At 70.0% G+C, this 26867-nt stretch carries 25 protein-coding genes; 11 read left to right on the top strand and 14 right to left on the bottom strand.

All coding sequences use genetic code 11. The features are described from left to right. Positions 1-152: 152 nt before the first annotated feature. Positions 153-968: an alpha/beta fold hydrolase gene (locus E3O39_RS15765; protein WP_134446188.1), complete on the bottom strand. Its 816-nt coding sequence runs from the start codon at positions 966-968 to the stop codon at positions 153-155. Between the two features lie 81 nt (positions 969-1049). Between E3O39_RS15765 and E3O39_RS15760 the strand changes: the two genes are divergently transcribed. Further along, a complete protein-coding gene (locus E3O39_RS15760; protein ID WP_134446189.1) occupies positions 1050-2009 on the top strand; it encodes an AEC family transporter in 960 nt (319 codons plus the stop codon). A gap of 13 nt (positions 2010-2022) precedes the next feature. On the opposite strand, the gene E3O39_RS15755 is transcribed toward E3O39_RS15760, so the two are convergent. From E3O39_RS15755 to E3O39_RS15745, 3 genes are read right to left on the bottom strand one after another with little or no spacing between them, the layout of a single operon-like run. Then, on the bottom strand, positions 2023-2655 hold the full coding sequence (locus tag E3O39_RS15755) for an antibiotic biosynthesis monooxygenase (RefSeq protein ID WP_134446190.1): 633 nt from the start codon (positions 2653-2655) through the stop codon (positions 2023-2025). Positions 2656-2698: 43 nt separating this feature from the next. Beyond that, on the bottom strand, positions 2699-3535 hold the full coding sequence (locus E3O39_RS15750; RefSeq protein WP_134446191.1) for an exodeoxyribonuclease III: 837 nt from the start codon (positions 3533-3535) through the stop codon (positions 2699-2701). Between the two features lie 9 nt (positions 3536-3544). Next, a complete protein-coding gene (locus tag E3O39_RS15745) occupies positions 3545-5569 on the bottom strand; it encodes a fructose-specific PTS transporter subunit EIIC (protein ID WP_134446192.1) in 2025 nt (674 codons plus the stop codon). A 199-nt stretch (positions 5570-5768) separates the two neighbouring features. On the opposite strand from E3O39_RS15745, the gene cofE reads away from it, so the two are divergent. The 3 genes from cofE to fgd are packed head-to-tail and all read left to right on the top strand — an operon-like array spanning position 5769 to position 8406. Continuing rightward, entirely contained in the window at positions 5769-6668 is a 900-nt protein-coding gene (gene cofE / locus E3O39_RS15740; protein ID WP_241975476.1) for a coenzyme F420-0:L-glutamate ligase, read from the top strand. After that, complete coding sequence (cofC, locus tag E3O39_RS15735; protein ID WP_134446193.1) at positions 6665-7378, top strand: 2-phospho-L-lactate guanylyltransferase; 714 nt, start codon at positions 6665-6667, stop codon at positions 7376-7378. The genes cofE and cofC overlap by 4 nt, the downstream gene beginning before the upstream one ends. 5 nt (positions 7379-7383) lie before the next feature. Further along, a complete protein-coding gene (gene fgd / locus E3O39_RS15730) occupies positions 7384-8406 on the top strand; it encodes a glucose-6-phosphate dehydrogenase (coenzyme-F420) (protein ID WP_198413456.1) in 1023 nt (340 codons plus the stop codon). A gap of 191 nt (positions 8407-8597) precedes the next feature. On the opposite strand, the gene E3O39_RS15725 is transcribed toward fgd, so the two are convergent. The 5 genes from E3O39_RS15725 to E3O39_RS15705 all read right to left on the bottom strand — a co-directional run bounded on the left by E3O39_RS15725 (position 8598) and on the right by E3O39_RS15705 (position 13717). Next, positions 8598-9632, bottom strand: coding sequence for a PTS sugar transporter subunit IIA (locus tag E3O39_RS15725; protein ID WP_134446194.1), 1035 nt, complete (start codon positions 9630-9632; stop codon positions 8598-8600). 86 nt (positions 9633-9718) lie between these two features. After that, positions 9719-10720, bottom strand: coding sequence for a 2-phospho-L-lactate transferase (gene cofD / locus E3O39_RS15720; protein ID WP_134446195.1), 1002 nt, complete (start codon positions 10718-10720; stop codon positions 9719-9721). A gap of 76 nt (positions 10721-10796) precedes the next feature. Beyond that, positions 10797-11597 (bottom strand): ABC transporter ATP-binding protein, encoded by an 801-nt coding sequence (locus tag E3O39_RS15715; protein ID WP_134446196.1) that lies wholly within the window; start codon positions 11595-11597, stop codon positions 10797-10799. After that, a complete protein-coding gene (locus E3O39_RS15710) occupies positions 11588-12661 on the bottom strand; it encodes a putative F420-0 ABC transporter permease subunit (protein ID WP_198413455.1) in 1074 nt (357 codons plus the stop codon). The genes E3O39_RS15715 and E3O39_RS15710 overlap by 10 nt, the downstream gene beginning before the upstream one ends. 3 nt (positions 12662-12664) lie before the next feature. Continuing rightward, complete coding sequence (locus E3O39_RS15705) at positions 12665-13717, bottom strand: putative F420-0 ABC transporter substrate-binding protein (protein WP_134446197.1); 1053 nt, start codon at positions 13715-13717, stop codon at positions 12665-12667. Between the two features lie 176 nt (positions 13718-13893). Here E3O39_RS15705 and E3O39_RS15700 point away from each other — a divergent pair, with 176 nt between their 5' ends. The 4 genes from E3O39_RS15700 to E3O39_RS15685 are packed head-to-tail and all read left to right on the top strand — an operon-like array spanning position 13894 to position 18659. Beyond that, positions 13894-14805, top strand: a complete 912-nt coding sequence (locus E3O39_RS15700; protein ID WP_134446198.1) for a nitrilase-related carbon-nitrogen hydrolase — start codon at positions 13894-13896, stop codon at positions 14803-14805. Between the two features lie 8 nt (positions 14806-14813). Further along, on the top strand, positions 14814-16235 hold the full coding sequence (gene hydA, locus E3O39_RS15695; protein ID WP_134446374.1) for a dihydropyrimidinase: 1422 nt from the start codon (positions 14814-14816) through the stop codon (positions 16233-16235). 59 nt (positions 16236-16294) lie between these two features. Continuing rightward, positions 16295-17311 (top strand): TIGR03842 family LLM class F420-dependent oxidoreductase, encoded by a 1017-nt coding sequence (locus E3O39_RS15690; protein ID WP_134446199.1) that lies wholly within the window; start codon positions 16295-16297, stop codon positions 17309-17311. A 37-nt stretch (positions 17312-17348) separates the two neighbouring features. Continuing rightward, entirely contained in the window at positions 17349-18659 is a 1311-nt protein-coding gene (locus E3O39_RS15685) for an aspartate aminotransferase family protein (RefSeq protein WP_134446200.1), read from the top strand. 115 nt (positions 18660-18774) lie between these two features. On the opposite strand, the gene E3O39_RS15680 is transcribed toward E3O39_RS15685, so the two are convergent. Beyond that, positions 18775-19728: a LysR family transcriptional regulator gene (locus E3O39_RS15680; protein ID WP_134446201.1), complete on the bottom strand. Its 954-nt coding sequence runs from the start codon at positions 19726-19728 to the stop codon at positions 18775-18777. A 59-nt stretch (positions 19729-19787) separates the two neighbouring features. Beyond that, positions 19788-20072, bottom strand: a complete 285-nt coding sequence (locus E3O39_RS15675) for a hypothetical protein (protein WP_134446202.1) — start codon at positions 20070-20072, stop codon at positions 19788-19790. Here E3O39_RS15675 and pyrE point away from each other — a divergent pair. Beyond that, positions 20062-20610 (top strand): orotate phosphoribosyltransferase, encoded by a 549-nt coding sequence (gene pyrE / locus E3O39_RS15670; protein ID WP_134446203.1) that lies wholly within the window; start codon positions 20062-20064, stop codon positions 20608-20610. The two genes, E3O39_RS15675 and pyrE, sit on opposite strands and share 11 nt — an antisense overlap. Next, positions 20610-23048: a hypothetical protein gene (locus E3O39_RS15665; RefSeq protein WP_134446204.1), complete on the top strand. Its 2439-nt coding sequence runs from the start codon at positions 20610-20612 to the stop codon at positions 23046-23048. The genes pyrE and E3O39_RS15665 overlap by 1 nt, the downstream gene beginning before the upstream one ends. A 179-nt stretch (positions 23049-23227) precedes the next feature. Here E3O39_RS15665 and E3O39_RS15660 read toward each other — a convergent pair whose 3' ends face one another. Genes E3O39_RS15660 through E3O39_RS15650 form a run of 3 tightly spaced genes read right to left on the bottom strand, consistent with a single transcriptional unit; the run spans position 23228 to position 26043 of the window. Further along, on the bottom strand, positions 23228-24028 hold the full coding sequence (locus E3O39_RS15660) for an HAD-IIA family hydrolase (RefSeq protein WP_134446205.1): 801 nt from the start codon (positions 24026-24028) through the stop codon (positions 23228-23230). Between the two features lie 52 nt (positions 24029-24080). Beyond that, a complete protein-coding gene (locus E3O39_RS15655) occupies positions 24081-24770 on the bottom strand; it encodes a metal-dependent transcriptional regulator (RefSeq protein ID WP_134446206.1) in 690 nt (229 codons plus the stop codon). A gap of 10 nt (positions 24771-24780) precedes the next feature. Then, a complete protein-coding gene (locus tag E3O39_RS15650; RefSeq protein ID WP_134446207.1) occupies positions 24781-26043 on the bottom strand; it encodes an Nramp family divalent metal transporter in 1263 nt (420 codons plus the stop codon). A gap of 85 nt (positions 26044-26128) precedes the next feature. Between E3O39_RS15650 and E3O39_RS15645 the strand changes: the two genes are divergently transcribed. Further along, positions 26129-26785, top strand: a complete 657-nt coding sequence (locus tag E3O39_RS15645) for a TrmH family RNA methyltransferase (RefSeq protein ID WP_370294934.1) — start codon at positions 26129-26131, stop codon at positions 26783-26785. The last annotated feature ends 82 nt before the right edge of the window (positions 26786-26867 follow it).

Here is a 26867-nt window from a genome sequence, read left to right as displayed (position 1 = left end):
CTGTGGACAACCGCTCCCGTCTCCGCCCGCGCCCCCTGTCGTTCCGCGAGAGCGGAGTTGTGGCCCCTAAACCAGCGTTTTAAGGGCCATAACTCCGCTCTCGCGGGAGTGCGAGCGGATGCTCCGGGCGGGGCGGGGCGGGGCGACGGGGGCTAGAGGCCGTTCGAGGTGAGCCAGTCGAGGAGCACCCGCTCGAACTCGTCAGGGAGTTCGACGCTCGGCAGATGCGCGGCGTCGCGGAAGGTGCAGCCGCTCGCGAAGGGCAGCGTCGACAGCAGGTACTCGTACTGGGCGAGCGCGGGCGTCACGTCGAACTCGCCGACCGTCACGAGCGCGGGAACCTCGATATCGATCACCCGGTTGCTCGCGGGCGGTTCGAGCGGGATCGGGATCGGGTTCTCCTCGGCGTGCACGACATTGACCCGGTTGAGCGCGTAGGCCGTCGACACGAACTCGGGATCGAGGGCCTTCTCCTCCCTGGTCGTGCCGATCGCCCACAGCGCAACCTCCAGCCGGGCGAGCCGGTGCCAGTCACGGGCGTCGAAGGCCTCGTCGAGTTCGTCGAAGCGGGCGTCCTCGAGCTCGGTGAGCTCGACTTCGGGGAAACCGCTCGGGCCGGACCCGATCGTGACGAGCCCGGCGACCCTGTCCGGGCTCTCGAGGGCGATGTCGATCGCGATCGACCCTCCGCGCGAGCAGCCGACGAGGGTCGCGGACGCGATGCCGAGATGATCGAGCAGCGCGACGGCATCCGCCCGGTTGGAGAACGCGACGTTCTCGGTCGTGGTCTGCCCGAAGCCGCGCGCATCGAACCGCACCACGAAATGCCTGGCGGCGAGGGCTGCGACCTGGGGGTCCCACATGCGCAGGTTCGCGATGCCGGCGTGCAGCAGCAGGATCGCCGGCGACGACAGCGCACCTTCGGTCTCGTAGTACATCGACGCACCCGGAACGCTGAGATGAGGCATGCTTCGAGCGTACGGCTGTGGCGTGACCGCTGGCAAGACTCGCGCTCTCCTGCAGCAGAACTGTCCCCTAATCTGGGAGTAATGAGCGGCGTCCTGGTCGGGTTCTCCATCATCGGATTCGTGATCCTGATGGGCTACCTCATCGAGCGTGCGGGGTTCGCTGGCCCGACGGCCGGGTTCGTGCTCAATCGGGTCGCCTTCTTCGTGGCGATGCCCGCGCTGATGTTCACCGTCCTGAGCCACACGGATGTCCGGGTGCTGTTCTCCTGGTTCCTCCTGACCACCCTGTGCACCGTCCTGGTCATCGTCGTGGTCTACCTCGCGGCCAGCCGGTTCCTCGTGCGCCGCAGGGCGATCGGTGGGAGCCGGCGCCGGGACCGCGTGGCGGAAACCGCGCTCGGCGTCGCGGGAGCCGGCTACGTCAACGCGAACAACATCGGCCTGCCCGTAGCGATCTACGTGCTCGGCAGTGCGCACTACGTCGCCCCGGTGCTCCTCCTGCAGCTGCTCGTCTTCGCGCCGATCCTGCTCGGCATCCTCGACGTCGCGACGAGCGGCCGGGTCTCGGTCCGGTCGATCCTGACCCAGCCGTTCCGGAACCCGCTGATCCTCGCCTCCCTGTCCGGTCTGATCGTGGCCGTATTCCGGATCCCGATCCCGGACGCCGTGTTCGCACCCCTCGACATCCTCGGAGGGGCCGGTGTCCCGATGGTCCTTCTCTCGTTCGGCATGTCACTGCACGGCGACCGGATCCTGCGACCCGGCTCAGGGAGGAAGCAGGTCGCGCTCGCGGCGACGCTCAAGGTGGCCGTGATGCCGGTCGTGGCCTGGGCCTTCGGCCGATTCGTCTTCGGGCTCGGCCCCGCAGAGCTGTTCGCGGTCGTGACGGTCGCCGCCCTGCCGACCGCGCAGAACGTCTTCAACTATGCGGCCCGGTACGACCGCGGCATGGTCGTCGCCCGCGACACCGTGCTCGTGACGACGATCGCCGCCATCCCGGCGTTGCTCGTGATCGCGGCCCTGCTCGCGCCGGCCGCCTAGAGCTGCGGGTGGTCTAGACCTGTGGGCGGCGGTAGGCGGATGCCGGCGGCCGGGTCAGCCACGGGCGGAGCCACCGCGTGATCCACGGCATCACGAGCAGGGTCATCGTGGGCGCCATCACGAGGGTCGTCATCAGGATGCGGGGCACGATCGGGTAGCCGCCCCACTCGGGGATCGCGAGTGTGACGAGGAAGGTGAAGACCACGTTGGTCGGGAAGAAGCCGAGGCCGATCGCGACGGTCTGCTTCCACTGCGAGGGCTGGTAGATGCCCGAGTCCGCGCCCTCCTGCGGGGTGTCGAACCAGCCTTCGATGCCGGTGCGTTTCTGCACGCGCGAGTCGAGGATGTAGTCGACGCCCTGGGCGAGCCACTCGGCGCGCTCATCGGAGCCTTCCCAGGCATCCAGTGAATCGGAGTTGTCGAAACGGTAGAGCATGTGCCAACTGAGCGAGTCCGCGCTCGTGCGCACCCAGCCGGAGCCGAGGAAGCCGGGGAACGCGCTCGCGAGGTCCATGCCCTGCTGGGCCCAGTGGGTCGCCTCGGCTATCCGGGTGGGTTGCACCCGGCGCGTGATGGAGACGGTGACGGAATCGGACGGCCCGGCCGCCGCCGGATTGCCGTCGTTCCCCGGCGATACGGAAGACATGCTTCCAGTATCCCCGACGGTCGCGGCATCTCGCCCGAAAGGGTCAGAAGATCATCGGGCGGTCGTCGTCCTCGTCGTCGAGGGTGAGGTCGACGACGACGGGCACGTGGTCGCTCGGTGCGTCACCCTTGCGTTCGTTCCGGTGGATGCTCGCGGCGGTGACGAGGTCGGTGAACGCCGGTGAGCCGAGGATGAAGTCGATGCGGAGGCCCTCGTTGCGCGGGAACCGCAGTTGCTTGTAGTCCCAGTAGGTGAAGCCCTCCGGCACGAGGGTGCGCACGGGGTCGGTCAGCCCTGCGGCGGCGAAGGCCTCGAAGGCGGCCCGTTCCGGCGGTGAGATGTGCGTCGACACCCCGGGGACCAGCGTCGGGTCGCCGACGTCGGAGTCGAGGGGGGCCACGTTCCAGTCGCCCATCAGCGCGAGGGCGAGATCGGGGCGGGCGGCGAGTTCGGCGCGGGTGTGCTCGTCGAGCTTCGCGAGCCAGTCGAGCTTGTACGCGTAGTGCGGGTCGTCGAGCGCGCGCCCGTTCGGAACGTAGAGGCTCCAGAGCCGCAGGTCATTCACCGTGACCCCGAGCGCACGGGCCTCGAGCGGCAGCCCGGGGCCTTCCTGGCCTTTCAGGAAGCCGGGCATGCCGGGGAAGCTCGTTGCGACATCCGTCACGGGGTGCCTGCTCGCGAAGGCGACGCCGTTCCACTGGCTGAGGCCGTGGATGGCGAGCTCGTAGCCGGCCTCCTCGAAGACGTCGGAGGGGAACTGCTCCGGCTTGCACTTGATCTCCTGCATGGCGAGCACGTCGATGTCCTCGCGCACGAGCCAGTCGACGACACGGGCGGAGCGGGCTCGGATGGAGTTGACGTTCCAGGTGGCGATGCGCATGCGCCCAGCCTATTTGACGGATGCCGGCTTCGGGCCGACCTGCGCGGCCAGCGCCGCGAGCACGTCCGCCGGGGTCGCTGCCGACTGCAGTGCGGCGCGGAAGGCGGGCTTCATCAGGGCGCGGGACAGCTGGGCGAGCACGGTGAGGTGCTCGGTTCCGGCCGCCGCCTCCGGAACGGCGATCAGGAAGATCAGCGTGGCCGGGGTGCCATCGGGCGCGTTCCAGGCGACGCCGTGCCTGCTGCGGGCGAAGGCCAGGATCGGGGCGCTCACGCCGTCCGATTTGGCGTGCGGGATCGCGATGCCGTCTCCGACGGCCGTGGTGCCGAGCTTCTCGCGGGCGAGGGCCGCCTGGATGACGACGCCTGCGTCGGTGACGCGGCCGGTGGCGCCCATCCGGCCGACGAGGGTGCGGATCGTCGCGTCGCGGTCGGTCTCGGCGGGGTCGAGCACGATCGTGTCTTCGTCGATGTAGTCGAGAACCGTCTTCGGTGCCGGTGCCGGGGCCGGGGCCGGTGCCGGCACTGCCTGTGGTGCCGTCGAGACGGATGTCTCCGCGGCGGCCTGCCGCGTGTGGCGTTCGGCCCTGCGCGCGGACATTCCGAGGAGCAGCAGAGAGACGAGGGCGGTGACGACGGCACCGATGAGCAGGGCCGCGAAGTACATCGGCACCCCGGAGACGGCGCCGAAGACGGCGACGATCGGTCCGCCGTGCGGCACGGAGTCGGTGACCGCGAAGAGGGCTGCGATGCCGCCGGCGACGGCTCCGCCGAGCATGTTCGCGGGGATGACCTGCAGCGGCTTGGCGGCTGCGAGCGGGATGGCGCCTTCTGTGATGCCGAAGAACCCCATGAACAGGGCGGCGATCCCGGCCTCACGCTCCGGCTTGGAGAAGTAGCGGCCGCGGATCAGGGTGGCCAGGCCCATCCCGAGTGGCGGGACGGCGATCGCGGCGGCGACCATGCCCATCGGGGCCGGGTTCCCTGTCGCGATCAGGGCGCTGCCGAAGAGGAACGCGGTCTTGTTGACCGGGCCGCCCATATCGAAGGCGACCATCGCGCCGAGGATCAGGCCGAGCACGATCGCGCTGCCGCCCTGCAGGCCGGTGAGGAACGTGCTCATGGTGGAGAAGACCCAGCTGATCGGCTGGCCGAGGGCGAGCACGAAGGCGCCGCCGACGATCACGGTGGTGAGCACGGGGATCACGAGGATCGGCATGATCGGCTTGATGTACCGGTGCACGGGGATCTTCTTGATGCCGAGGGCGACGAAACCGACGAGGAACCCGGTGACGATGCCGCCGATGAAGCCGGCGCCGGACTCGGAGTGGTAGAACGACCCTGTCGTGGCGATCCAGCCGCAGATCATGCCCGGCGCGAGCCCGGGCCGGTCGGCGATCGCGTAGGCGATGAACCCGGAGAGGATCGGCACCATCAGGGTGAAGCCGAGCACGCCGATCTGGTTGATCGTCAACCAGAAGCTGCCCTCCGGGATGACGAGACCCTTCGGGGTCGCCTCGCCGCCGAGGGAGAGCGAGATGGCGATCAGCAGCCCGCCGACCACGACGAACGGGATCATGTAGGAGACGCCGTTCATCAGGGCGCGGTACAGGGTGCCGCCGACGTCTGACCGTCCGGTGGTCGGGGCGGGGGTATTCCCGGCCGAGCCGTCGGGTCCGTCGGCGGCCGCTGACGGCGCGGCGGCGAGGGCCTCCCGGATCAAAGCGGCAGGGCGGTGGATGCCGTCGGCCACCCCGACGGAGATGATCCGCTTGCCCGCGAAGCGTGACGGGTCGATCCTGGTGTCTGCCGCGATCACGACGGCGTCGGCACGGTCGATGTCGGCCGGGCTGAAGGCGCCTTCGACGCCGACGGAGCCGTGCGTCTCGACCTTCATGTCATAGCCGAGTTCGGCCGCCGCGGCCGATAGCTTCTCGGCAGCCATGTAGGTGTGCGCGATGCCGGTGGGGCAGGCCGTGAGGCCCAGGATCAGGAGTCGATGTGGTGCTGTTGTCGCGGTGAGGGGTTCGGGCATGGCTCGAGAGTCCTTCCGGGCCGAGGTCGACCGGAATCTCCGTGAACACCGCAGCTCAATTTCATAAGCTTAACTAACTTTATTTCGCCCCGCGAACGAGGGTGGCTCGTGAGGTGTCGCACATCGACGTTCACGTGACGTGGGAACTTCGATCTGCGACGAGTCGGGAAGAGCCGGGACCTCCGGGCGGTTACGGGACGTGACAGGATCGAAGGATGAGCGGAAAGCGGGACCGGTGCGCGGCGAACTGAGCGTTTTCGCCCTCGAGGGGATTCCCGAGGTCGCGGCGGGCGCCGACCTCGCCGGGCTGATCCTCGCCGCTGCAGAAGTCGCGGCCGCCGGAGTCGCTGGGGGCACCCTGCTGAGTGACGGCGACATCCTCGCGGTCACGAGCAAGATCGTCTCCAAGGCCGAGGGCCGCCTGCGCGCGGCGGCCGACCGCGAGCAGGCGATCACCGAGGAGACCGTGCGTGTCGTCGCGACCCGCGCGTACCCGGGTGGCGTGACCCGCATCGTCGAGAACCGGCAGGGCCTCGTGATGGCCGCGGCCGGCGTCGACGCGAGCAACACCCCCGAGGGCTTCGTGCTGCTCCTTCCGGCCGATCCGGATGCCTCCGCCCGCGCCCTCTGCGCCGCGGTGCGGGCACGCACCGGGCTCCGCCTCGGTGTCATCATCACCGACACCGCTGGGCGCCCCTGGCGCGAGGGCCAGACCGACATCGCGATCGGCGCGGCCGGCGTCGCCGTGCTCGACGACCTGCGCGGCACGACGGATGCCGCCGGCAAACTCCTCAACGTCACCGCGCCCGCCGTCGGCGACGAGATCGCCGGCGCCGCCGACCTCGTCAAGGGCAAGGCGAGCGGCAACCCGGTCGCCGTGATCCGGGGGCTCGGCCGGCTGGTCCTGCCGCTCCCGGCCGCTGACCCCGTCACCGCCAGATCGGGTGTTGTCGATCGCGGGGCGGCTATTCTGCTGCGCCCGAGCGAGACCGACATGTTCCGGCTCGGCAGCGCGGAGGCCGAGGCCCTCGGCTACACCAGGGGCTACGCGGCCGGACTGGCCGCCGGACTCACCGCCGCGGAAGCCGACCTGCCGTGAGCTGGGTGGTCGTGGTTCCGGTCAAGGGAAACCCTGGCGCGAAGACACGCCTCGGCGGCGCCGGCCCGGACCGTGCCGAGCTCGCCGACGCGTTCGCCCTCGACACCGTTGCTGCCCTCGCCGCAGCCGCCCCGGTCCTTGCCGTCTTCGTCGTGACCGGGGACACCGTCCTCGGCGCGCGACTCGCCCGCCTGGGCGCGCACATCGTCGCCGAGGTTCGGGACCCGGTCGACCCGCTCAACGCCGCGATCGACGTGGGACTGGCCGCGGCCGCTGCGGAGTTCCCCGCTGCGCACCGCGCCGTCATCACCGGAGACCTGCCTGCCCTCACCGCGGATGACGTCGAACGGACGCTCGCGCTTGCTGCCCACCACGAGCGGTCGATGGTGCCGGATGCCGACCGGACCGGCACCACGACCCTGCTCGCGCTCGCCGGGGTGCCGATCAGCCCGCGTTTCGGCTCCGGCTCACGCGCGGCGCACGAGGCAGCCGGGCACGTTCCGCTCACGCTGCCGGCCGGGTCCGGAATCCGCCGCGACGTCGACACCCCGGCCGACCTGGCCCTGGTCGAACGACTGGGTGCCGGACCGTACACGTCCGCCCTGCTCACCGCAGCATCCGCCGCCCCGCAGGACTCGGCCCAGCAGGAGTCGCCCGTCCCACCGCCCGCAGCCCTGGTTCCGTCCCCCGATCGCCCCCTCGAGAAATGAGCATCATGCTTCCTCTGAAACTCGGATACAAGGCCTCCGCCGAGCAGTTCGCCCCGCGTGAGCTGGTCGAGATCGCCGTCGCCGCCGAGCGGCACGGTTTCGAATCGGTCGCGGTGAGTGACCACTTCCAGCCCTGGCGGCACACCGGCGGCCACGCCCCGTTCTCTCTGGCCTGGATGGCGGCCGTCGGGGAGCGCACGACACGGGTGCAGATCGGCACCTCGGTGATGACGCCGACGTTCCGGTACAACCCCGCCGTGATCGCCCAGGCCTTCGCGACGCTCGGCTGCCTCTACCCGGGCAGGATCATGCTCGGTGTCGGGACGGGAGAGGCCCTCAACGAGATCGCGACCGGGTTCCGCGGCGCAGGCGCCCAGGACTGGCCCGAGTTCAAGGAACGCTACGCCCGGCTGCGCGAGTCGATCGCGCTGATGCGCGCGCTCTGGTCGGAGGACAAGGTGAGCTTCGAGGGCGAGTACTACAGCACCCATGACGCGAGCATCTATGACCGACCCGAGGGAGGCATCCCGGTGTACATCGCCGCGGGCGGACCCCTCGTGGCGGGCTATGCGGGCCGGTCGGGGGACGGCTTCATCTGCACCTCGGGCAAGGGCATGGAGCTCTACACCGAGAAGCTGTTACCGGCTGTCGCGGCCGGCGCGGAGAAGGCCGGGCGGGATGCGGCCACGATCGACCGGATGATCGAGATCAAGCTCTCCTACGACACCGACCCGGCGCTCGCGCTCGAGAACACCCGGTTCTGGGCCCCGTTGTCGCTCACGCCCGAGCAGAAGCACGACATCACCGACCCGTCGGAGATGGAGGCGGCCGCGGATGCCCTGCCGATCGAGCAGGTCGCCAAGCGCTGGATCGTGGGCTCTGACCCCGACGAGACGGTCGCGGCGATCGGCGAGTACATCGATGCCGGCTTCAACCACCTGGTCTTCCACGCGCCCGGCCACGACCAGGAGCGGTTCCTGACGGCCTTCGAGCGCGACCTGGCCCCCCGCATCCGCGCCCGCGCCTGAGCCGCGCGTGCAGACACGACCGAGCGTCACCTTCGACAGTGGGCGTGCCGAATTCAGGAGTTGCGCCCGCGGTGCCCGCCCCCGCCGCACTGCTCCGGGAAGTGCTGCAGTCTGGCGGCCGCAACTCCTGAATTCGGAAGACTGACGATCGCTGGAGCTGGAGCTGGAGCTGGGATGACGGCCGGATCGGGCTAGGGCTGGGGTTGCTCGGGCTTCTTGAGGTTGGCGCTGATCGCGAGGGCCTCGAGCACGGCGGCCGGGGTCTGCGCGGACTGGATCGCGGCGCGGAACGCCGGCTTCGCGAGGCAGCGCGAGAGCTGGGACAGCACCCGGAGGTGTTCGGTTCCTGCCGAGGCCTTGGGCACGGCGATCATGAAGATCAGCGTCGCCTTCTCGCCGTCCGCTGAGTTCCAGTCGATGCCGTGCTTGCTGCGCGCGAAAGCGAGCACCGGGGCGACGACGGAGTCGCACTTGGCGTGCGCGATCGCGATGCCGTTGCCCATGCTCGTGGTGCCGTGGGTCTCGCGGCGGAACGCGGCCTGGGCGACGAGCCCCACGTCGGTGATCCGCCCGGTCGTGCTCATCATGCCGGCGAGGGTGCGGATCATCCGGTCCCGGTCGGTCTCCTCGACGTCGAGCACGATGGTGCGCTCGTCGATGTAGTCGAGCACGGTCTTCTTGCCGGTCGACACCGAGCCGGTTGAGGTGGTCGGCACGATCGGGATCGCCGTGGTGAGCGGCATCGTCATCGTGGCGAGTTTTCGCTTGGGGTGCGGCGTGCTGATGACGACGGGCTCATGTCTCGGGTGCACCAGGGACGGCGCCGGGGCGGATACGGCGGCCGAGGCGAGAGCGGATGCGCCCGGCGTTCCGGCCGAAGCGGGAGCGTGGACGGCATCGGAGCCGGGTGCGGTCGTCTGGGTGCTGCCCGGGGCGTTCCCGATGGTGGTCGGGGCCGCGCCGGCCGGGTGGCCCGGGGTGCCCGTGGCATCCGAGGCCGCGCCGGACGCGCTGGCCGTGTCGGTCGAGCCGGACCCAGTGGAGGCGCTGGCTGCGCTGCGGCGCGCTGCGCGGTGCCGCACGACGATCAGAACGATCGCGACGGCGGCCGCGACGATGATGGCGCCGACGATGAGCGCGGCGACGTATGCCGGCATGCCGGGGACAGCTCCGACGACGGCGGTGATCGAGCCGCCGTGCAACGCGGAGTCGAGATGTGCGGGCATGACAGTAGGGTCCTTCCGGTAGGCCGACCGGAATCGAGCGCTGAACCGGGGGCAAATTAGTTAGCTTGAAGAATAATTAGCCTGACTTAGTGTATCCCCCGCGCAGGCGACGCGATCCGGAACAATGTTGCCGCAATTTCCGCCGTCGTGTCCAGGTCGTGCATCCAAAGCGGCACCGCGAGTGAGCGGATCCCGGCGGCCGCGAGAGCGGGCAGCGCCGCGGCATCCGTTTCGTCGACGAGCCAGCCGTCGAGGATGCCGCCGGTGGACCGGGCGCCGTAGTGCAGGCCGACGGCCGCAGCGGTCGTGGCGACGCCGATGGTCTGGAGGCACGCGTCGGCCATGCCGCGGACGGCGGCTCCCGCGATGATCGGCGAGACGCCGACGACGCGGGCGGGCGTGGATCGCAGGGCGTCACGGATGCCCGGGATCGCAAGGATCGTGCCGATCGAGACCACGGGGTTCGACGGCGGCAGGATCACGAGGTCCGCCTCCAGGATCGCCTCGAGCACGCCGGGCGCGGCCTCCGCCGTGTCGAGCCCGCGCTGCACGAACTGGCTGACCGGCACGCTCGCCCGATACCGGACCCACCATTCTTCGAAATGGATCAGGTCCCCGGCGCGGTGCTCGTCGGCATCCGCTGCGAGGCGCGCATGGGTCTCGACGGGCTGGTCGCTCATCGGCAGGAGGCGGGCTCCGGGCTGCCAGCGCTCGCAGAGGAACGCGGTCGCCTCGCTCAGGGTGGAGCCGGAGCGCAGCAGGTCGGTGCGCACGATGTGGGTCGCGAGGTCGAGGTCGCCGAGCGTGAACCACGACCAGCCGCGCCCGTACGCCGCGATCTCGGCCGAGGTGCGGCGGGACTCGTCCGGGCGGCCCCAGCCCTGCTCCTCGTTGATGCCGCCGCCGAGGGTGTACATCACCGTGTCGAGGTCGGGGCAGATCCGCAGGCCATCGAGCCACATGTCGTCGCCGGTGTTGACGATGACCGTCACCCGCGCGGAGGGGTCGCTCGCCGCGAGGTAGTGCAGCAGCCCCCGCGTGAACCGGGCCCCGCCGATCCCGCCCGCCAGTACCGTGATCTTCGTCATGTCCCTATCCTCCTGCTGTCGTCCTGCTGCCGCGAAAGCGGGTGAATCGTCGTTTTCGATGGGTCATAACGACGATTCACCCGCTTTCGCGAACGGGCGGGGCGGGGGGTGAGGGGGCGAAGAGCAGGGACGGATGCCCGCCGCGGGGGTGCGGGACGACGAAACTGTCGACGCCGTAGACCTTGGCGATGACTCTTGGGACCAGGACATCGGCGGGTGTGCCTGCGGCTGCCAGGCGGCCGTCGGCGAGCAACAGGATCTGGTCGCAGTATGCGGCGGCGAGGTTGAGGTCGTGCAGGGCGAGGACGGCGGTGAGGCCGAGGTCCCGCACCTGGGCGAGCAGACCGAGCTGGCCGCCGATGTCGAGGTGGTTGGTCGGCTCGTCGAGCAGGAGCAGGTTCGGCCGCTGGGCGAGCGCGCGGGCGATCTGCACCCGCTGCTGCTCGCCGCCGCTCAGAGTGCCCCAGCTTCGGTCGGCGAGGTCGGTGCCGCCGACCTGGGCGAGCGATTCGGCGACAATGCGCAGGTCCTCGGCGCCGTCGAAGCCGCCGAAGATTCCGGAGCGGTACGGAATACGACCGAGGAGGACGACCTCGCGCACGAGCAGGTCGATCGTGGGGCTCGCGTTCTGCTCGAGGAGGGCGATCCGGCGGGCGGTTTCGCGTCGGCCGAGGGTCGCCAGGGGTGCGTCGTCGAGGGTGATCCGCCCGCTCGTCGGGGTGTGCAGGCCCGCGATGAGGCGCAGCAGTGTGGACTTTCCCGCGCCGTTCGGGCCGAGCAGGCCCGTCACCGAGCCGGTCGGAATGATCGCGGAGACGTCGTCCAGGATCGTGCGCCCGCCGACGCGGAACGACACCCGCTCGATGACTACACCCATGAAACGGACTTCCGGCTCTTGATCAGCGCGATGAACACCGGAACCCCGATCAGGGCGGTGATGATGCCCACCGGCAGCTCGCGCGGGTCGAAGACCGTTCGGGCGAGGGTGTCCGCGATCACGAGGAACACCGCGCCATATACCGCGACGAGCGGCAGCAGCCTGCGGTGCCCCGGCCCGCTGAGCCCGCGCACGAGGTGCGGGAGGATCAGCCCGACGAACCCGATCGCACCGCTCACGGCGACCATCGCCCCGGTCAGCAGTGCCACCGTGCCGAGGAGCGCCCACCGGGTGCGGTTGACGTCGACTCCGAGCGAGGCCGCGGCGGTGTCGCCGAAGGCGAAGGCGTCCAGCCGGCTCGCGGCGAGCACGAGCCCGGTGCCGGCGAGGAGGAGCGCGCTCCCGGCGATGAGGACCGTGGCCCAGGAACTGCCGGCGAGGGAGCCGAGCAGCCAGTTCAGGATCTCCCGGTAGGAGTCGCCCTTGGCCGACCAGAAGATCACGAAGGAGGTGCCCGCCGCGCCGAGCTGGGCGATCGCGAGGCCGGCGAGTACGGCCCGGCCGGGCGTGATCGTTCCGCCGACCCTGGCAATGGAGAGCGTCGCGATGAGCGCGGCGAGTGCGCCGGCGAAGGCGGCGAGCGGGAGTGCGACCCCGACGCCGAGAATCACGACGCAGACCGCGCCGAGCGACGCCCCTGAGGACAGCCCGAGAAGGTACGGGTCGGCGAGCGGGTTGCGGGTCACGCTCTGCATGACCGCGCCGCTCAGGGCGAGGCCCGCACCGACGAACGCCGCGGTCAGCACCCGGGGGAGCCGCAGCTGCCAGACGATCGCGTCAGTGAGGACGGGCACCGTGCCGGAGTGCGGGAAGCCGAGGTGCGCCGCGAGGCTGCCTGCGACATCCGCCAGGTTCACCGGAGCGGGCCCGATCGTCACGGCCAGCGCGGAGACGAGCACAAGCGCGGCCAGGGCGAGCGCGAGCCACAGCCCGAAGCGGCCGTTCCGGCGAGCGGATGCGGCCGGCCGGGTCCGTCCCGCCACGGAGTCCGTGCCCGCAGTCACCGACTACTTGCTCAGCGAGTTGAGGTCGGCCAGCTGGTCGATCGTCGTTGCCGCGGCCTCGACGTTGCGGATGCCGGCCTCCGTCGAAGCGAACGGGAGGGTGATGTACCGCTTGTTCTTCACCGCGGTGAGGTTCTTCGTCGCGGGGTTGGTCTCGAGGGTCTTGATCTTCGACTCTGCCGTGTTCCAGGTCGCGTCGACGAGCACGATCACGCTCGGATCGGCAGCGACGACGGATTCCCAGCCGACGGAGGTCCAGGTGTCCTTCACGCTCGCGAAGACGTTCGTGAGTCCGGCGGCATCCATGATCATCTGCGGCGCACCGATCCCGGCACCGACGTACGGGCTGTCGACGCCGCTCGAATACCAGAGCGCAGAGGTCTTCGTCGTCGCGGGGGAGAGCGTCGTGAGCTCCTTGCGCTGGGTGGCGACGAGCCGTGCGGCTGCCTCGGGGGCCCCGAAAACGGCGCCGGCCTGGGTGATCTCCCCGAAGACGGTGTCGAAGGTGAGCGGATTGGGCTGGTCGGCGCCCTTGCAGGCCGACGGCGCGACATAGCTGCCGATGCCGACCGCGGCGAGGGTGTCGCGGGTGCCGACGCCGTCAGCGGCGAAGTTGGACTCCCACCCGCCGAAGACGAAATCAGGGTTCAGGGCGAGCACGGCCTCCTGGCTGGGCAGGAAGTCGCTGACGACCTTGAGGTTGGTGCCGATCGAGCTGAGCGCCTGCGGGAGCGGACCGTCGAGGAACGCGGTGCCGACGATCTTGTCGCCGAGGCCGAGCGCGAGGAGAAGTTCCGTGGCCGAGGACTTGATCGACACGATCCGGCTCGGGGCCTTCGTGACCGTGACCGTCGTGCCGCAGTTCTCGATCGTGAGCGGGTAGGCCGGCTTCGACGTTGGGGTGGGGCTGGCCGTGACCGCATCCGGGGCGGGGCCTGCGGGAATCGGGCTCGTGGTCGCGCAGCCTCCGAGGAGGGCGGTGAGCGCCGTGGCAGCAATGAGCGCCGGCCAGGCGCGAGAAGCGCGGGGCCCGCGGAAGAACGGGAGACGTGTCATGAGACCTTCGGTGGCCGGGCGGGACTTTCTGAATGGTACCAGCGCCGGATAACGGTTTCGCTGAGTGCTTGCCTCCCGGCCCGTTGGGCGACAGGATGATCCACACGCACTCAGCACGCCGGACGTTTCGGCGGACGTTTCAGTTATCTCGCAGTAGTGACTTGGTGGAGGCAGACATGTCCGACGGATCCAATACCCCGGCCAGCGCGAAGATCCGCGCGGATGCGGCCGGCAAGGGCGGGAACATTGTGAGAGCCGCGATCACCCAGGCCACCTGGACCGGCGACGAAGCGTCGATGATCGCCAAGCACGAGGGATTCGTACGCTCGGCGGCCGCGCAGGGAGCGCAGGTGATCTGCTTCCAGGAGCTCTTCCACGGCCCCTACTTCGGCATCATCCAGGACCCCCAGTACTACGGCTACGCGACGAGCGTTCCGGGCCCCCTCGTCGAACGGTTCCAGGCGCTCGCCGCAGAGCACCACATCGTGATCGTGCTTCCGGTCTACGAGGAGGAGCAGGCAGGCGTGCTCTACAACACCGCCGCCGTGATCGACGCCGACGGGAGCTACCTCGGCAAGTACCGCAAGCACCACATCCCGCACCTCCCGCAGTTCTGGGAGAAGTTCTACTTCCGTCCCGGCAACCTCGACTACCCGGTCTTCGACACCGCGGTCGGCAAGATCGGCGTCTACATCTGCTACGACCGGCACTTCCCGGAGGGCTGGCGCATCCTCGGCCTGAACGGCGCCGAGATCGTCTTCAACCCCTCGGCCACCAAGCCCGGCCTGTCCAACCGGCTCTGGGAACTCGAACAGCCGGCCGCGGCGGTCGCCAACCAGTACTTCATCGGCGCCAACAACCGGATCGGCACCGAAACCGAGGAATTCGGCGACGAGGCCGTCACCTTCTACGGCAGCTCCTACTTCGTCGACCCGCGCGGCAACTACGTCGGCGCCATCGCCTCGACCGACACCGACGAGATCGTGATCCGCGACCTCGACCTGGGCCTCATCCGCGAGACGCGCAACTCCTGGCAGTTCTACCGCGACCGCAGGCCGGACTCCTACGACCCGATCGCCCGCGCATGAGCGCCCGGGTGGGGCGCACCCTGATCCGGGGCGGCACTGTGGTCAGCTCGACCGGCCGTTCAGAAGCGGATGTCCTCATCGACGGCGAGAAGATCGTCGCGGTGCTCGCCCCCGGCTCCGCCATTTTCGGGTTCGACGTCGCGGCATCCGCCGACACGGTGATCGACGCGACCGGGAAGTACGTGATCCCCGGCGGCATCGACGCGCACACCCACATGGAGCTGCCGTTCGGCGGCACCGCGGCCTCAGACACCTTCGAGACCGGCACCCGCGCCGCTGCGTGGGGCGGCACGACGACGATCATCGACTTCGCCGTGCAGAGCTACGGGCAGCGTGTCTTCGACGGCCTCGCGACCTGGCACGACAAGGCGGCGGGGAACTGCGCCATCGACTACGGCTTCCACCAGATCATCGGCGACCTCAACACGGACTCGCTGCGGGCCATGGACGGGCTGCTCGCCGAGGGCGTGTCGAGCTTCAAGCTCTTCATGGCCTACCCGGGCGTCTTCTACTCCGACGACGCGCAGATCCTCCGGGCGATGCAGAAGTCGGCGGAGACCGGGCTCATGACGATGATGCACGCCGAGAACGGGCCGGCGATCGACGTGCTCGTCGGTCAACTCCTCGCAGAGGGCAAGACCGACCCGTACTATCACGGCATCGCGCGGGCCTGGCAGCTCGAGGAGGAGGCCACCCACCGGGCGATCATGCTCGCCGACCTGACCGGGGCGCCACTGTACGTCGTGCACGTCAGCGCGAAGCAGGCCGTCGCGCAGCTCGCGGCGGCCCGCTCCCGCGGCAAGAACGTTTTCGGGGAGACCTGCCCGCAGTACCTCTACCTCTCGCTCGAGGAGAACCTCGGCGCCCCGGGCTTCGAGGGCGCGAAGTGGGTGTGCTCCACGCCGCTGCGCAGTCGCGCGGAGGGGCACCAGGAGGAGCTCTGGCAGAGCCTCCGAACCAACGAACTGCAGCTCGTCTCGACCGACCACTGCCCGTTCTGCATGAAGGGCCAGAAAGACCTCGGCCTCGGCGACTTCTCGAAGATCCCGAACGGGATCGGCTCGGTCGAGCACCGCCTCGACCTGCTCTACCAGGGCGTCGTCGAGGGGCGGATCACCCTCGAACGCTGGGTCGAGCTGACCTCGACGACCCCGGCGCGGATGTTCGGCCTCTACGGCACCAAGGGCGTGATCCAGCCGGGGGCGGATGCCGACGTGGTCGTCTACGACCCGGCCGGGCACACCTCGATCGGGCTGGGCAAGACCCACCACATGAACATGGACCACTCCGCCTGGGAAGGGTACGAGATCGACGGGCACGTCGACACGGTGCTCAGCCGGGGCAAGGTCATCGTCGACGGCAACAGCTACCTCGGGGCGAAGGGCGACGGGCGGTACCTGCCGCGCGGCCTGAGCCAGTACCTGATCTAGGCGCGCCGGCCAGGCATCCGCCACCCACCGCCCACCACCGACAGAGCGCAGGGAACCCCATGGACTTCGGAGCAGTGCTGCAGACCAACCCGCCATCGGCCAGGGTCGTGCAGCTCGCGCAGCTCGCAGAGGCCTACGGCTTCAGCCACGTCTGGACCTTCGACTCGCACCTGCTCTGGCAGGAACCGTACGTGATCCACAGCCGCATCCTCGCCGAGACCCGCAAGATCATGGTCGGGCCGATGGTCACGAACCCGTCCACCCGCGACTGGACCGTCACCGCATCGACCTTCGCGACCCTCAACGAGATGTACGGCAACCGCACGATCTGCGGCATCGGGCGCGGCGACTCCGCCGTGCGCGTCACGAACGGCGCCCCCGCGACGCTCAAGACCCTGCGGGAGGCGATCCACGTCATCCGCGAGCTCGGCAATTCCCGCGCCGTCGAGTACAACGGCGCCACCCTCCGCTTTCCGTGGAGCTTCGGCAGCTCCCTCGAGGTGTGGGTCGCCGCGTACGGGCCGCTCGCGCTCAAGCTCACGGGAGAGGTCGGGGACGGATTCATCCTGCAGATGGCCGACCTCGACGTTGCCGAGTGGATGATCAGCACGGTGCGGAAGGCGGCGGCAGCGGCAGGCCGGGACCCGGCATCCGTGAAATTCTGCGTCGCCGCCCCGATGTACATCGGAGAGGACTGGGAGCACATGCGCAACCAGTGCCGCTGGTTCGGCGGCATGGTCGGCAACCACGTCGCAGACATCGTCGCCAAGTACGGCGCCGACTCCGCGGTGCCGCGCGCCCTCACCGACTACATCGCCGGGCGCGAGGGCTACGACTACAACCAGCACGGCCGCGCGGGCAACACCCACGCCGACTTCGTCCCCGACGAGATCGTCGACCGGTTCTGCGTGCTCGGCACCAAAGCGGATCACATCAGGAAGCTCGAGGCACTCCGCGAGCTGGGTGTCGACCAGTTCGCCGGGTACCTGCAACACGACAACAAGGAAGAGACCCTGCGTGTGTACGGTGAGAGCATCATCCCGGCGCTCAACACAGCGCCCGCCGCGAAGATCTGAGAATGGCAGCCCGGGTGCGAGAACAAGGAGAACCGCTGTGACTGATACCGATCGGCTCGACGAACTCACCGTCGACCTCGACCTCGCCCACGTGTTCCATTCCTGGTCGGCCCAGGGCGGCGGACGCACCCCGTTCGTCCTCGCCGGCGGGCTCGGAACCCGGGTCTGGGACCACTCCGGCACCACGTTTCTCGACTTCTCCAGCCAGCTGGTCAACCTCAACATCGGCCACCAGCATCCGGCCGTCGTGCGCGCGATCGTCGAACAGGCCGGCCTGCTCGCCACGGTCGCGCCCGCGACGGCCAACCTCACCCGCGGCCAGGCCGCGAGCCGCATCGTCGCCCGCGCGCCCGACGGCTTCCACAAGGTGTTCTTCACCAACGGCGGGGCGGATGCGAATGAGAACGCGATCCGGCTGGCCCGGTTGCACACCGGTCGCGACAAGATCCTCTCGACCTATCGCTCGTACCACGGCAACACCGGGGCCGCGATCGTCGCGACGGGGGACTGGCGCCGGGTGCCGAACGAGTTCGCGCGCGGGCACGCGCACTTCTTCGGCCCGTACCTCTACCGCAGCGACTTCTGGGCCACGACCCCGGAGCAGGAGTGCGAGCGCGCCCTGCGGCACCTCGAGCGCGTGATCCAGAGCGAGGGGCCGAGCGGGATCGCCGCCGTGCTGCTCGAGACGATCCCGGGCACCGCGGGCGTGCTGCTGCCGCCGCCCGGGTACCTGCCGGGGGTGCGCGCCCTGTGCGACCGCTACGGCATCCTGCTGATCCTCGACGAGGTGATGGCGGGCTTCGGCCGCACCGGCAGCTGGCTCGCCCTCGATCTCTACGACGTGGTGCCCGACCTGATCACCTTCGCGAAGGGCGTCAACTCGGGGTACGTGCCCGCGGGCGGGGTGATCATCCCGGATTCGATCGCGAACGACTTCGACACGACCGTGTTCCCCGGCGGACTCACCTACAGCGGGCATCCGCTCGCCATGGCCGCGATCGTGGCGACGCTCGACGCGATGGAGGCGGAGGGGATCGTCGACAACGCGGCCAGGATCGGGAGGGACGTGCTCGCGCCGGGGCTCGCGGAGCTTGCGGAGCGACACCCGATCATCGGCGAGGTGCGCGGCGTCGGCGTGTTCTGGGCGCTCGAACTGGTCGCGGACCGCGCGACCAGGGAACCGGTGGGAGCCGGAGTGATGGCGAAGATCAAGGCCGGGCTGCTCGCCCGCGGACTGCTGCCCTTCATCGCCGAGAACCGCATCCACGTGGTACCCCCGTGCGTCGTGACCGACGCCGAGGCAGCCGAAGCCTTGGCGATCTACGACGAGGTCCTCTCCCTCCCCTAGCCCCTCCCCTCCCGCTTGCTCGCGTCCGCTCTTCCGCGAGAGTACGAAATGTGCCCCTAAATGGCGCGAATACGGGCACATTTCGTACTCTCGCGTGAGGGGTGGGCGCGGCTTCTCAGGGAGAGGGAGAGGGAGACGGAGTGGGTGCGGATGGGGCGGTGTGGGCCTGCTGGACGCTGGCGGCCTGGGTGCGGAGCACGTCGACGACCGTGCGTACGGCGAGGCGCTCGGCGCGGTCCGGGCGCATCAGCGCAACGATCTGCCGCTCGGCGTCCACCCCGCGCAACGGCTTGAGCGTCACCCGCCCCGGTTGGCCGCCTCCCCACGTGTAGCGCGGCACGAGGGCGATCCCGAGGCCTGCCGTCACGAACGCCTCGATGAGCCTCATGTCGGCGAATCGCTGGGCGACAGTGACGTGGCCGGGGGTGCGCTCCTCGATCTCGTCCAGGATCCGCTCGAAGGGATACCCGTCCGGCACCCCGATCCAGGTCTCGTCGATCACGTCCGCCGGGGCGAGCCAGGAGCGGCCGGCGAGCCGGTGATCGGCGGGCAGCCCGACGTCGATCGGCTCCGTCATGAGCGGAACGACCGTCAGGCCGCGCCCGCCCCAGGATCGCTGGCCGCTCAGGCTGTACGCGAGCACGATGTCGTAGTCGGCCGTGAGCGCAGGGAAGTCCCGGAGCTCCGGGTCGAGGTCGGTGCACGTGACCACGAGGCCGGGCCGGTCGGCGAGTTGCAGCATGGCCCCGGGCAGGAGCATCTCGCCGGCGGTCGGGAAGGTGACCACGCTGACCCCTCCGGAGGCGTCGTTCCGGAACTCGTGCCAGACGGCGGTGGCGCGGGCGATCGCGACCGACACATCGGTGGCGCTGCGGGCGAGCGCGCGCCCGGCATCCGTCAGAACGATGCCCCTCCCGCGGCGCTCGGTGAGGCGCACCCCGGCCTCGCGCTCGAGCACTTTGAGTTGCTGGGAGACGGCGGATGCCGTGCGATGCGTCGCCCGCGCGACCTCGGTGATCGAGCCGCGTTCGGCCAGTTCCCTGAGCAGTTCGAGCCGCTGAATGTCCATGTAGCTACGCTACACAATGAGTACAGGACAATGCGATTGTGCTGCATGGTTAGAGGTGGTCAAATAAATACGTCGAACACGTGCAGCAGTGCCTCCGTATCACCGACATCCACCCCTGGTTGAAAGGCCCCCTCGTGTTCGTTCTCATTGCCGTGCTCTCCCTGATCGTTGTCGCGTCCATTGTTGGCGTTGTTGTCGATGTGCAGAATGACGGCTACCGCCACATGCCCGAACAGCGCACCTTCGTTCGCGGCTTCTGACCCCTGCGTGACGCCTCCCCGTCCCCCGGGCCGGGGCAGGCGTCGCCAATCCCGAATGGCATACAGTTGATCCGTGACGGACATTCGGCAGCAGCTCATTGACTACATCTCGGCTGAGGCCGTGTTCCACGGTGACTTCACCCTCACGAGCGGGAAGAAGGCGACGTACTACGTCGACCTCCGCAAGGTGAGCCTCGACCACCGGGTCGCCCCGCTGATCGGCCAGGTCATGATCGACCTCATCGCCGGTGTGCCCGACGTCACCGCCGTCGGCGGCATGACGATGGGCGCAGACCCCGTCGCCGCGGCGATCCTGCACCAGGGTGTCGCCCGCGGCCTCTCCTACGACGCGTTCGTCGTGCGCAAGGAGCCCAAGGACCACGGCCGCGGCCGCCAGGTCGAGGGCCCCGACCTCGCCGGCAAGCGCGTGATCGTGCTCGAGGACACCTCGACCACCGGCGGATCCCCGCTCGCGGCCGTCGAAGCCCTGCTCAAGGTCGGCGCGATCATCGCCGGCGTCGCGGTCGTCGTCGACCGCAACACCGGCGCCCGCGAAGTCATCGAAGCGGCCGGCTACCCCTACTTCGCCGCCATCGGCCTTGAGGACCTGGGGCTGAACTAATGCCAGACCAGTCGGGGAGCGGCGAAGAAGGAATCGACTGGCTCGCCTCCCAGCTCGGCGACGGCACCAAGCCGACCCTGCCGGACGACTTCGTGATGCGTCGCCCGCGCCGGGCGAAGGGTGCCCCAGCGGATGCCCCCGGCCGGGTTTCCCGTTCCGGCGACGCCTCTGGTGCCGGTACGACATCGGATCCTGAAACTCCGGCGCCCGCGTTCCTGTGGGGACTCAAGCCGACGACGGCGACCGCCGCCGTGACCGTGGTCAAGCCGGCGGCATCCGCCCCGGTTGCGCCGCCGGTTGCTCCGCCGCTTGCTCCGCCGCTCGCTCCGACTCCCGCCGTGCACTCGCCGGTACCCGTGGGCGAGCCTTCTGTGGTCGAGCCGGCCGTGTTCCGGCCGCGCGCTGCCGGCGCCACGTCCTTTCCCGCACGGGCCGGCCTGACTCCTGCCCCGATCACCCCGCCGGCCCCTGCGGCCTCGACGACAGGGTCTCCTGCGGGTATCGAGCCCTCTTCCGGTTCTGTCCCTGCCGGTCCGGCAGCGGCAGGAGCCTCCGCGTCCGCAGGCTCTGCTGCTTCCGCCGGCTACGTCCCCGGCGACATCTTCTATCCGTCCGCTCGCCCACTCGCGACGACCGGCGGCGCTGCCGCGACTCCGAACCCGGGCCCCACCGAAGGCTCGCCGGTCGTGGGGGCCGACCGGGGCATCCGGCCGGACGCACCGCTCGAACCCTGGTGGACCACACCCGCGCGGTCGCCGCTCGTGCTCACGCCCGAAGAAGTCGCCGCGGACCGCGCCGCCACCGCCGACGGACGCGGCACCCTGTACCCGGCTCGCAACCTGCCCGAGCCGGAGCCCATCCCCGAGCCCCTGCCCGTGGTGCCTGCGCCGTCGCACTTCCGGCTCCGCGGGCGTCGCGCCGCCGCCCAGGCACCCGTCATCACGCCGCCCGCCGGTGCGTCCGCCGCCGCCGGTGCAGCTGCCGCTGCTGCTCGTGCCGCCGCAGCCCTCACCGCCGCGACTGCCGCAGCCACCGCGCGCGCGGGGACCGAGGCCGCCGAGCGTGCCGCCGAAGTCGAAGCCGCATCGCGAGCTGCCGCTGCCGCCGCCGCCGCAGAGCATGCTGCTGCCGAAGCTGCCGCCGAGCGTGCGGACGCCGTCGCATCCGCGGCCCGAGCTGAGATCGAGACCGAGGCCGCCGCCGAGCGCGCCGTGTTCGAGGCCGCCGCCGCGAGTGCCGCCGCCGCGGTTGCCGCGGCGTCTGTCGCGTCAGCGAGTGCGGCTCCGGCTGCGGCGCTGCCGCTGCTCCCGGCTCCGATCGTTCCCTTCCCGGTCGAGAGCGACCCGTGGGCCGATTCCGGACTCGCCCACACCGAGGTTTTCACTCCTCAGGCTCCGCTCGCCGATTCTGTCGGGCACCCGGCCGACCCTCCGGCTGTCGTCGGCGGCGAGACGGCGGGGGCGCTGAGCGCGTTCGATGCATTGTTCCAGCCCGCCGCCGACACCGCCGCCGACACCGCCGCCGACACCGCCGCCGACACCGCCGCCGGCGCAACGGCCGCTGCCCCGACGACGGTTCTCGCTGCACCGGGCGTCGCGAATGCGCCCGCCCCCGCAGCCTCCGCTGCCGGCTTCTTTTCGCGTCGCTCGAAGGGAACGCCCCCCGGCGACCCAGGAACAGCCGCGGCAGGCACGGGCGGATCAGGGACAAACGGTTCAGAGTCGACACCTGGTTCCGGACCGAAGAGGCCCGGAACGAATGGTCCCACCGTCGGCGGCTCCGGGAACGGGGGCTCCGGTTCGGGCGGCTCCGGGAACGGTGGTTCAGGGCATGGTCCCGGCGGGGCATCCGCCGGGCACAGCGGGTTGCCGAAACCCCTGATCTGGACCGCGGTCGGCCTGCTTGTCCTCGTGGTTCTCGTCGGCCTCTTCCTGCTCGGCCAGCGCCTCGTGGGCTCCCCGGCGTCAACCGTCGCCGCCACAGCCTCGGAGACGCCGACCCCCACCCCCACGCCGACCCCCACGCCGACCCCGGCGCCCACCGCCGCGCAGCCGGTCGGCGTGCACGCCTGGCAGACCCTGTTCGGCGGCGAATGCCTGCAGCCCTACGTCTCCCCGTGGGAGGAGACCTTCACGGTCGCCGACTGCGCGGCCCCGCACCAGGCGCAGCTCGTCTATCGCGGTCTGTTCCCCGGGGACGCGACGACTCCGTTCCCCGGCGAGGCGGCGCTTGCTGCGCAGATCAACCTGCTCTGCAGCGCGCCCGGCGTGATCGACCTCACCGCTGCGGCGGCGTATCCCGATGTGCAGGTTCAGGGCAGCTACCCGATCACTGCTGCACAGTGGGCGGATGCCCCGCACCAGTACTTCTGCTTCGTGAGCCGGTCCTCCGGCGACGGCATCACCGGGAGCCTCGCCGGCCCCGGCCCGACCGCTTAGCCGCAGGAACTCCCGGCTCCTCGTTCGTCGCTGTGCCGAATCCAGGAGTCGAGCCCTGCGAGCCGAGGCCGGGCCCCAGACGAGTGCCGCGTATCCGGCCTGTCCGGGTGGGGACGCGCTCAACTCCTGAATTCGGAACGCGCCAACCGGATGGGCGACGCGGGGTGACGCGGGGTGGGCTAGATCTCGTCGGACTCGACGGGTTCGAGGGACACGAGCTTGTCGACGCCGGAGATGATCTCGTCCGGGCGGAACGGGTAACGGCTGACCTCGGCCTCGTCGCTGATCCCGGTCATCACGAGCAGCGTGTACAAGCCGGCCTCGATGCCGGCGACGATGTCGGTGTCCATCCGGTCGCCGATCATCGCGGTGTTTTCCGAGTGCGCGCCGATCTTGTTCATCGCCGAGCGGAACATCATCGGGTTCGGCTTGCCGACGACGTACGGCTCCATGCCGGTCGCCTTCGAGATGAGAGCGGCGATGGCGCCCGTCGCGGGCATCGGACCGTCCGCGCTCGGCCCCGTCGCATCCGGGTTCGTCGCGATGAAGCGCGCACCGGCGAGCAGCAGGCGGATGGCCTTGGTGATGGCCTCGAAGGAGTAGTTGCGGGTCTCGCCCACGACGACGTAGTCGGGGTTCGTCTCCGTCATGATGAACCCGGCCTCGTGCAGGGCCGTCGTCAGGCCGACCTCTCCGATCACGAAGGCCGTTCCGCCGGGCATCTGGCTCTTCAGGAAGTCGGCGGTCGCGAGGGCCGAGGTCCAGATGCGCTCCTCTGGCACGTTGAGTCCTGAGGCGCGCAGCCGGGCGCTCAGGTCACGCGGCGTGAAGATGGAGTTGTTGGTCAGCACGAGGAACGGCGTTCCCGCGTCGCTCCATTGCTGCAGAAGCTCGGCGGCCCCGGGCAGCGGGCTGTTCTCGTGGACCAGCACCCCGTCCATGTCGGTGAGCCAGCATTCGATCTCGTCACGGCGTGTCATTCGGCGCTCCTCGGGTTCCCCTCCAGAGTAGCGTTCCGGGGTTTGGTCGGTGTCATCGCTTCGATTCCGCGCGGGGCTCGTCGGTGGGCTCCGCATCGAGCCAGATCGACGCGGCCTCCGCATTGGTCAGGTGGCGGATGCTGCCGTTCAGCAGTCGCACGACGCCCGGTCCCAGCAGCGCGAGCACGGTTCCCGGCCCGATGCCGTCGCGTGCGAGGCCTCGGAGCACGACGGGATCCCGGTCGCTGATCCGCAGGACGACGCCGACGAGGCCGGGGCCGGCTGCGGCCGCGACGAGCCCGGCGCGCGCGGTGACGGAGCCGTCAGCCGCGGGGATCGCGTCGCCGTGCGGGTCGACCGCCGGCCGGCCGAGGCGTTCGTCGATGGCGTCGAGCAGCCGGTCCGAGAGGGAGTGTTCGAGGATCTCGGCCTCGTCGTGCACCTCATCCCAGTCGTAGCCCATCTCGCGCACGAGCCAGGTCTCGATGAGGCGGTGCCGTCGCACGACCGCGCTCGCGCGCAGCAGCCCGACGGGGGTGAGGGAGAGAGGCCCGTACGGCACGTGCGTGATGAGGCCGGCGGCCGCGAGCTTCTTCACCATCTCCGTGACCGAGGAGGGAGCGATCCCGAGCCGGGCTGCAAGAGCCGAGGGGGTGATCGGTTCCGGCTGCCACTCGGTGTGCGCATAGATGGTCTTGAGGTAGTCCTCAGACGCCGGGGTGCTCGTGCCGTTGTGTTTCATGAGCCGCTCCCTATGCTCCGGTGAAGATCAGCACGAGCAGGACGACGTTGAGCGTGACCAGCAGGATGGCGGTGATGATCCCGGCCAGCGTCGTGAACCAGCGGTTGGTGTATTCGCCGAGCAGGCTCCGCCGCGAGGTCAGCCAGACCAGCGGGATCAGTGCGAACGGGATCCCGAAGGAGAGCGCGACCTGGCTCAGCACGAGGGCCTCGGTCGGGTTGAGGCCGAGGCCGAGGATGATGAGCGCCGGGATCAGCGTGACGAGGCGACGGACGAGCAGCGGCAAGCGCAGCTGCAGCAGCCCGTGCATGATCTCGGCACCGGCGTACGCGCCGACGGAGGTCGAGGCGAGCCCGGATGCGAGCAGGCCGATCGCGAACACCGTCGCGACGATCGGCCCGAGGCTCGACTTCAGGGCGTCATACGCGCCCGGAAGCGAGTCGGTTCCCGGAATGCCCTGCAGCGCAGAGGCGGCGACGACGAGCAGGGCCACGTTGACGGTGCCGGCGAGGATCATCGCGAGGGTCACATCCCAGCGGGTGGCCCAGAGCAGGCGGTGCGTGGTCGGCCGGTCGTGGGCACCGGGAAACCGGTCGCGGGCGAGGGCGGAGTGCGCGTAGATCGCGTGCGGCATGATCGTCGCACCAAGGATCGACGCCGCGAGCAGCACCGAGTTGCTGCCCTCGAACCGCGGCACGAGGCCGGCGAGCACGCTCGCAGGGTCCGGCGGGGCGAAGAACACCCCGGCGGTGAACCCGATCGTGATCACGCACAGCATTGCGACGATGACCCGCTCGAAGCTCTGTGCCCCACGCCGGGCCTGCGCGGTCAGCACGAGCATCGAGACCGTGCCCGTGATCACGCCACCGAGCAGCAGCGGCAGCCCGAACAGCAGGTAGAGCGCAACCGCACCGCCGATGATCTCCGCGAGGTCGGTCGCCATCGCGACGAGCTCCGCCTGCAGCCAGTACAACCGCCGCAGAAACGGATGCTTGAACCGGCTGCCGAGGATCTCCGGCAGGCTCTGCCCGGTCACGATCCCGAGCTTCGCGGAGAGGTACTGGATCAGCCACGCCATCAGGTTGCCCGAGAGCACCACCCAGACCAGCAGGTACCCGAACCGGGCGCCCGCGGTCATATTGCTCGCCACGTTGCCCGGATCCAGGTAGGCAACGCCGGCGACCATGGCGGGACCGAGCAACATCGCCAGCCGGGCGGGTGCTGCCGGCGTCCGCGCCGCATCCGCTACCGTGCCGCCAGCATTTTTAGGCATACCGAAATCATACGCGCGCTCGCCCTGCCCTGGGCACGAGCGCGCGCGGGGCGGGGGCAGGTGCTGCGCGGGATACGGTGGAGCGGTGACTGAACCGCTGCTCCCCGCTTCCGTACCGACCGCCGCACCGACCGTGGAGCTGTCGACGAACGGGGTCGGGCCGTGGCAGGGCGAGTTACCGGAGGAGGCGTTCTACGACCCCGAGCTCCTCGAGCACGGTGACACCCGCAACGTGATCGACCGGTACCGGTACTGGTCGATGACCGCGATCGTCGCCGATCTCGATGAGAAGCGCCACCCCTTCCACGTCGCGATCGAGAACTGGCAGCACGACATGAACATCGGCTCGATCGTGCGCAGCGCCAACGCCTTCGGCGCGGACACCGTGCACATCATCGGGCGCAAGCGCTGGAACAAGCGCGGTGCCATGGTCACCGACCGGTACCAGCACGTGCTGCATCACGCGGATGTTGCCACGTTCGTTCTCTGGGCGGCGAACGAGGGCCTGCCGATCATCGCGATCGACAACGTGCCCGGCAGCGTGCTGATCGAAACCTTCGCGATCCCGGAGCGCTGCGTGCTCCTGTTCGGCCAGGAAGGCCCCGGCCTCTCCGACGAGGCGATCGCCGCGGCGGATGCCGTGCTCGAGATCAGCCAGTTCGGATCGACGCGCTCGATCAACGCCTCTGCTGCCGCCGCCGTCGCAATGCACGACTGGGTGCTTCAGCACCGCTTCAAGTAGCCCGCTCACGGAGCCGGAGCCGGAGCCGGTGTCGGTGCCGCCCCGTTCTGGGGTGGGCCCCGCCGCGCACTGGGGTCGTGCG

This window comes from Cryobacterium sp. MDB2-A-1 (genome assembly GCF_004402675.1).
In the GTDB taxonomy this organism is placed as follows: domain Bacteria; phylum Actinomycetota; class Actinomycetes; order Actinomycetales; family Microbacteriaceae; genus Cryobacterium; species Cryobacterium glucosi.
The sequence above is the reverse complement of the archived record's forward strand: the minus strand, read 5'-3'. Positions and strand labels throughout refer to the sequence as shown.

What these genes read in the sequence shown, in the direction of transcription:
- E3O39_RS15760 (WP_134446189.1), top strand. Translation starts at nt 1,050, where the DNA reads ATGAGCGGCGTCCTGGTCGGGTTCTCCATCATCGGATTCGTGATCCTG.
- E3O39_RS15745 (WP_134446192.1), bottom strand. Translation starts at nt 5,569, where the DNA reads ATGCCCGAACCCCTCACCGCGACAACAGCACCACATCGACTCCTGATC.
- E3O39_RS15755 (WP_134446190.1), bottom strand. Translation starts at nt 2,655, where the DNA reads ATGTCTTCCGTATCGCCGGGGAACGACGGCAATCCGGCGGCGGCCGGG.
- E3O39_RS15675 (WP_134446202.1), bottom strand. Translation starts at nt 20,072, where the DNA reads ATGTCCGTCACGGATCAACTGTATGCCATTCGGGATTGGCGACGCCTG.
- E3O39_RS15665 (WP_134446204.1), top strand. Translation starts at nt 20,610, where the DNA reads ATGCCAGACCAGTCGGGGAGCGGCGAAGAAGGAATCGACTGGCTCGCC.
- E3O39_RS15725 (WP_134446194.1), bottom strand. Translation starts at nt 9,632, where the DNA reads ATGCCCGCACATCTCGACTCCGCGTTGCACGGCGGCTCGATCACCGCC.
- fgd (WP_198413456.1), top strand. Translation starts at nt 7,384, where the DNA reads ATGCTTCCTCTGAAACTCGGATACAAGGCCTCCGCCGAGCAGTTCGCC.
- E3O39_RS15650 (WP_134446207.1), bottom strand. Translation starts at nt 26,043, where the DNA reads ATGCCTAAAAATGCTGGCGGCACGGTAGCGGATGCGGCGCGGACGCCG.
- E3O39_RS15765 (WP_134446188.1), bottom strand. Translation starts at nt 968, where the DNA reads ATGCCTCATCTCAGCGTTCCGGGTGCGTCGATGTACTACGAGACCGAA.
- E3O39_RS15705 (WP_134446197.1), bottom strand. Translation starts at nt 13,717, where the DNA reads ATGACACGTCTCCCGTTCTTCCGCGGGCCCCGCGCTTCTCGCGCCTGG.
- cofD (WP_134446195.1), bottom strand. Translation starts at nt 10,720, where the DNA reads ATGACGAAGATCACGGTACTGGCGGGCGGGATCGGCGGGGCCCGGTTC.
- E3O39_RS15660 (WP_134446205.1), bottom strand. Translation starts at nt 24,028, where the DNA reads ATGACACGCCGTGACGAGATCGAATGCTGGCTCACCGACATGGACGGG.
- E3O39_RS15715 (WP_134446196.1), bottom strand. Translation starts at nt 11,597, where the DNA reads ATGGGTGTAGTCATCGAGCGGGTGTCGTTCCGCGTCGGCGGGCGCACG.
- E3O39_RS15690 (WP_134446199.1), top strand. Translation starts at nt 16,295, where the DNA reads ATGGACTTCGGAGCAGTGCTGCAGACCAACCCGCCATCGGCCAGGGTC.
- E3O39_RS15750 (WP_134446191.1), bottom strand. Translation starts at nt 3,535, where the DNA reads ATGCGCATCGCCACCTGGAACGTCAACTCCATCCGAGCCCGCTCCGCC.
- E3O39_RS15655 (WP_134446206.1), bottom strand. Translation starts at nt 24,770, where the DNA reads ATGAAACACAACGGCACGAGCACCCCGGCGTCTGAGGACTACCTCAAG.
- E3O39_RS15680 (WP_134446201.1), bottom strand. Translation starts at nt 19,728, where the DNA reads ATGGACATTCAGCGGCTCGAACTGCTCAGGGAACTGGCCGAACGCGGC.
- E3O39_RS15700 (WP_134446198.1), top strand. Translation starts at nt 13,894, where the DNA reads ATGTCCGACGGATCCAATACCCCGGCCAGCGCGAAGATCCGCGCGGAT.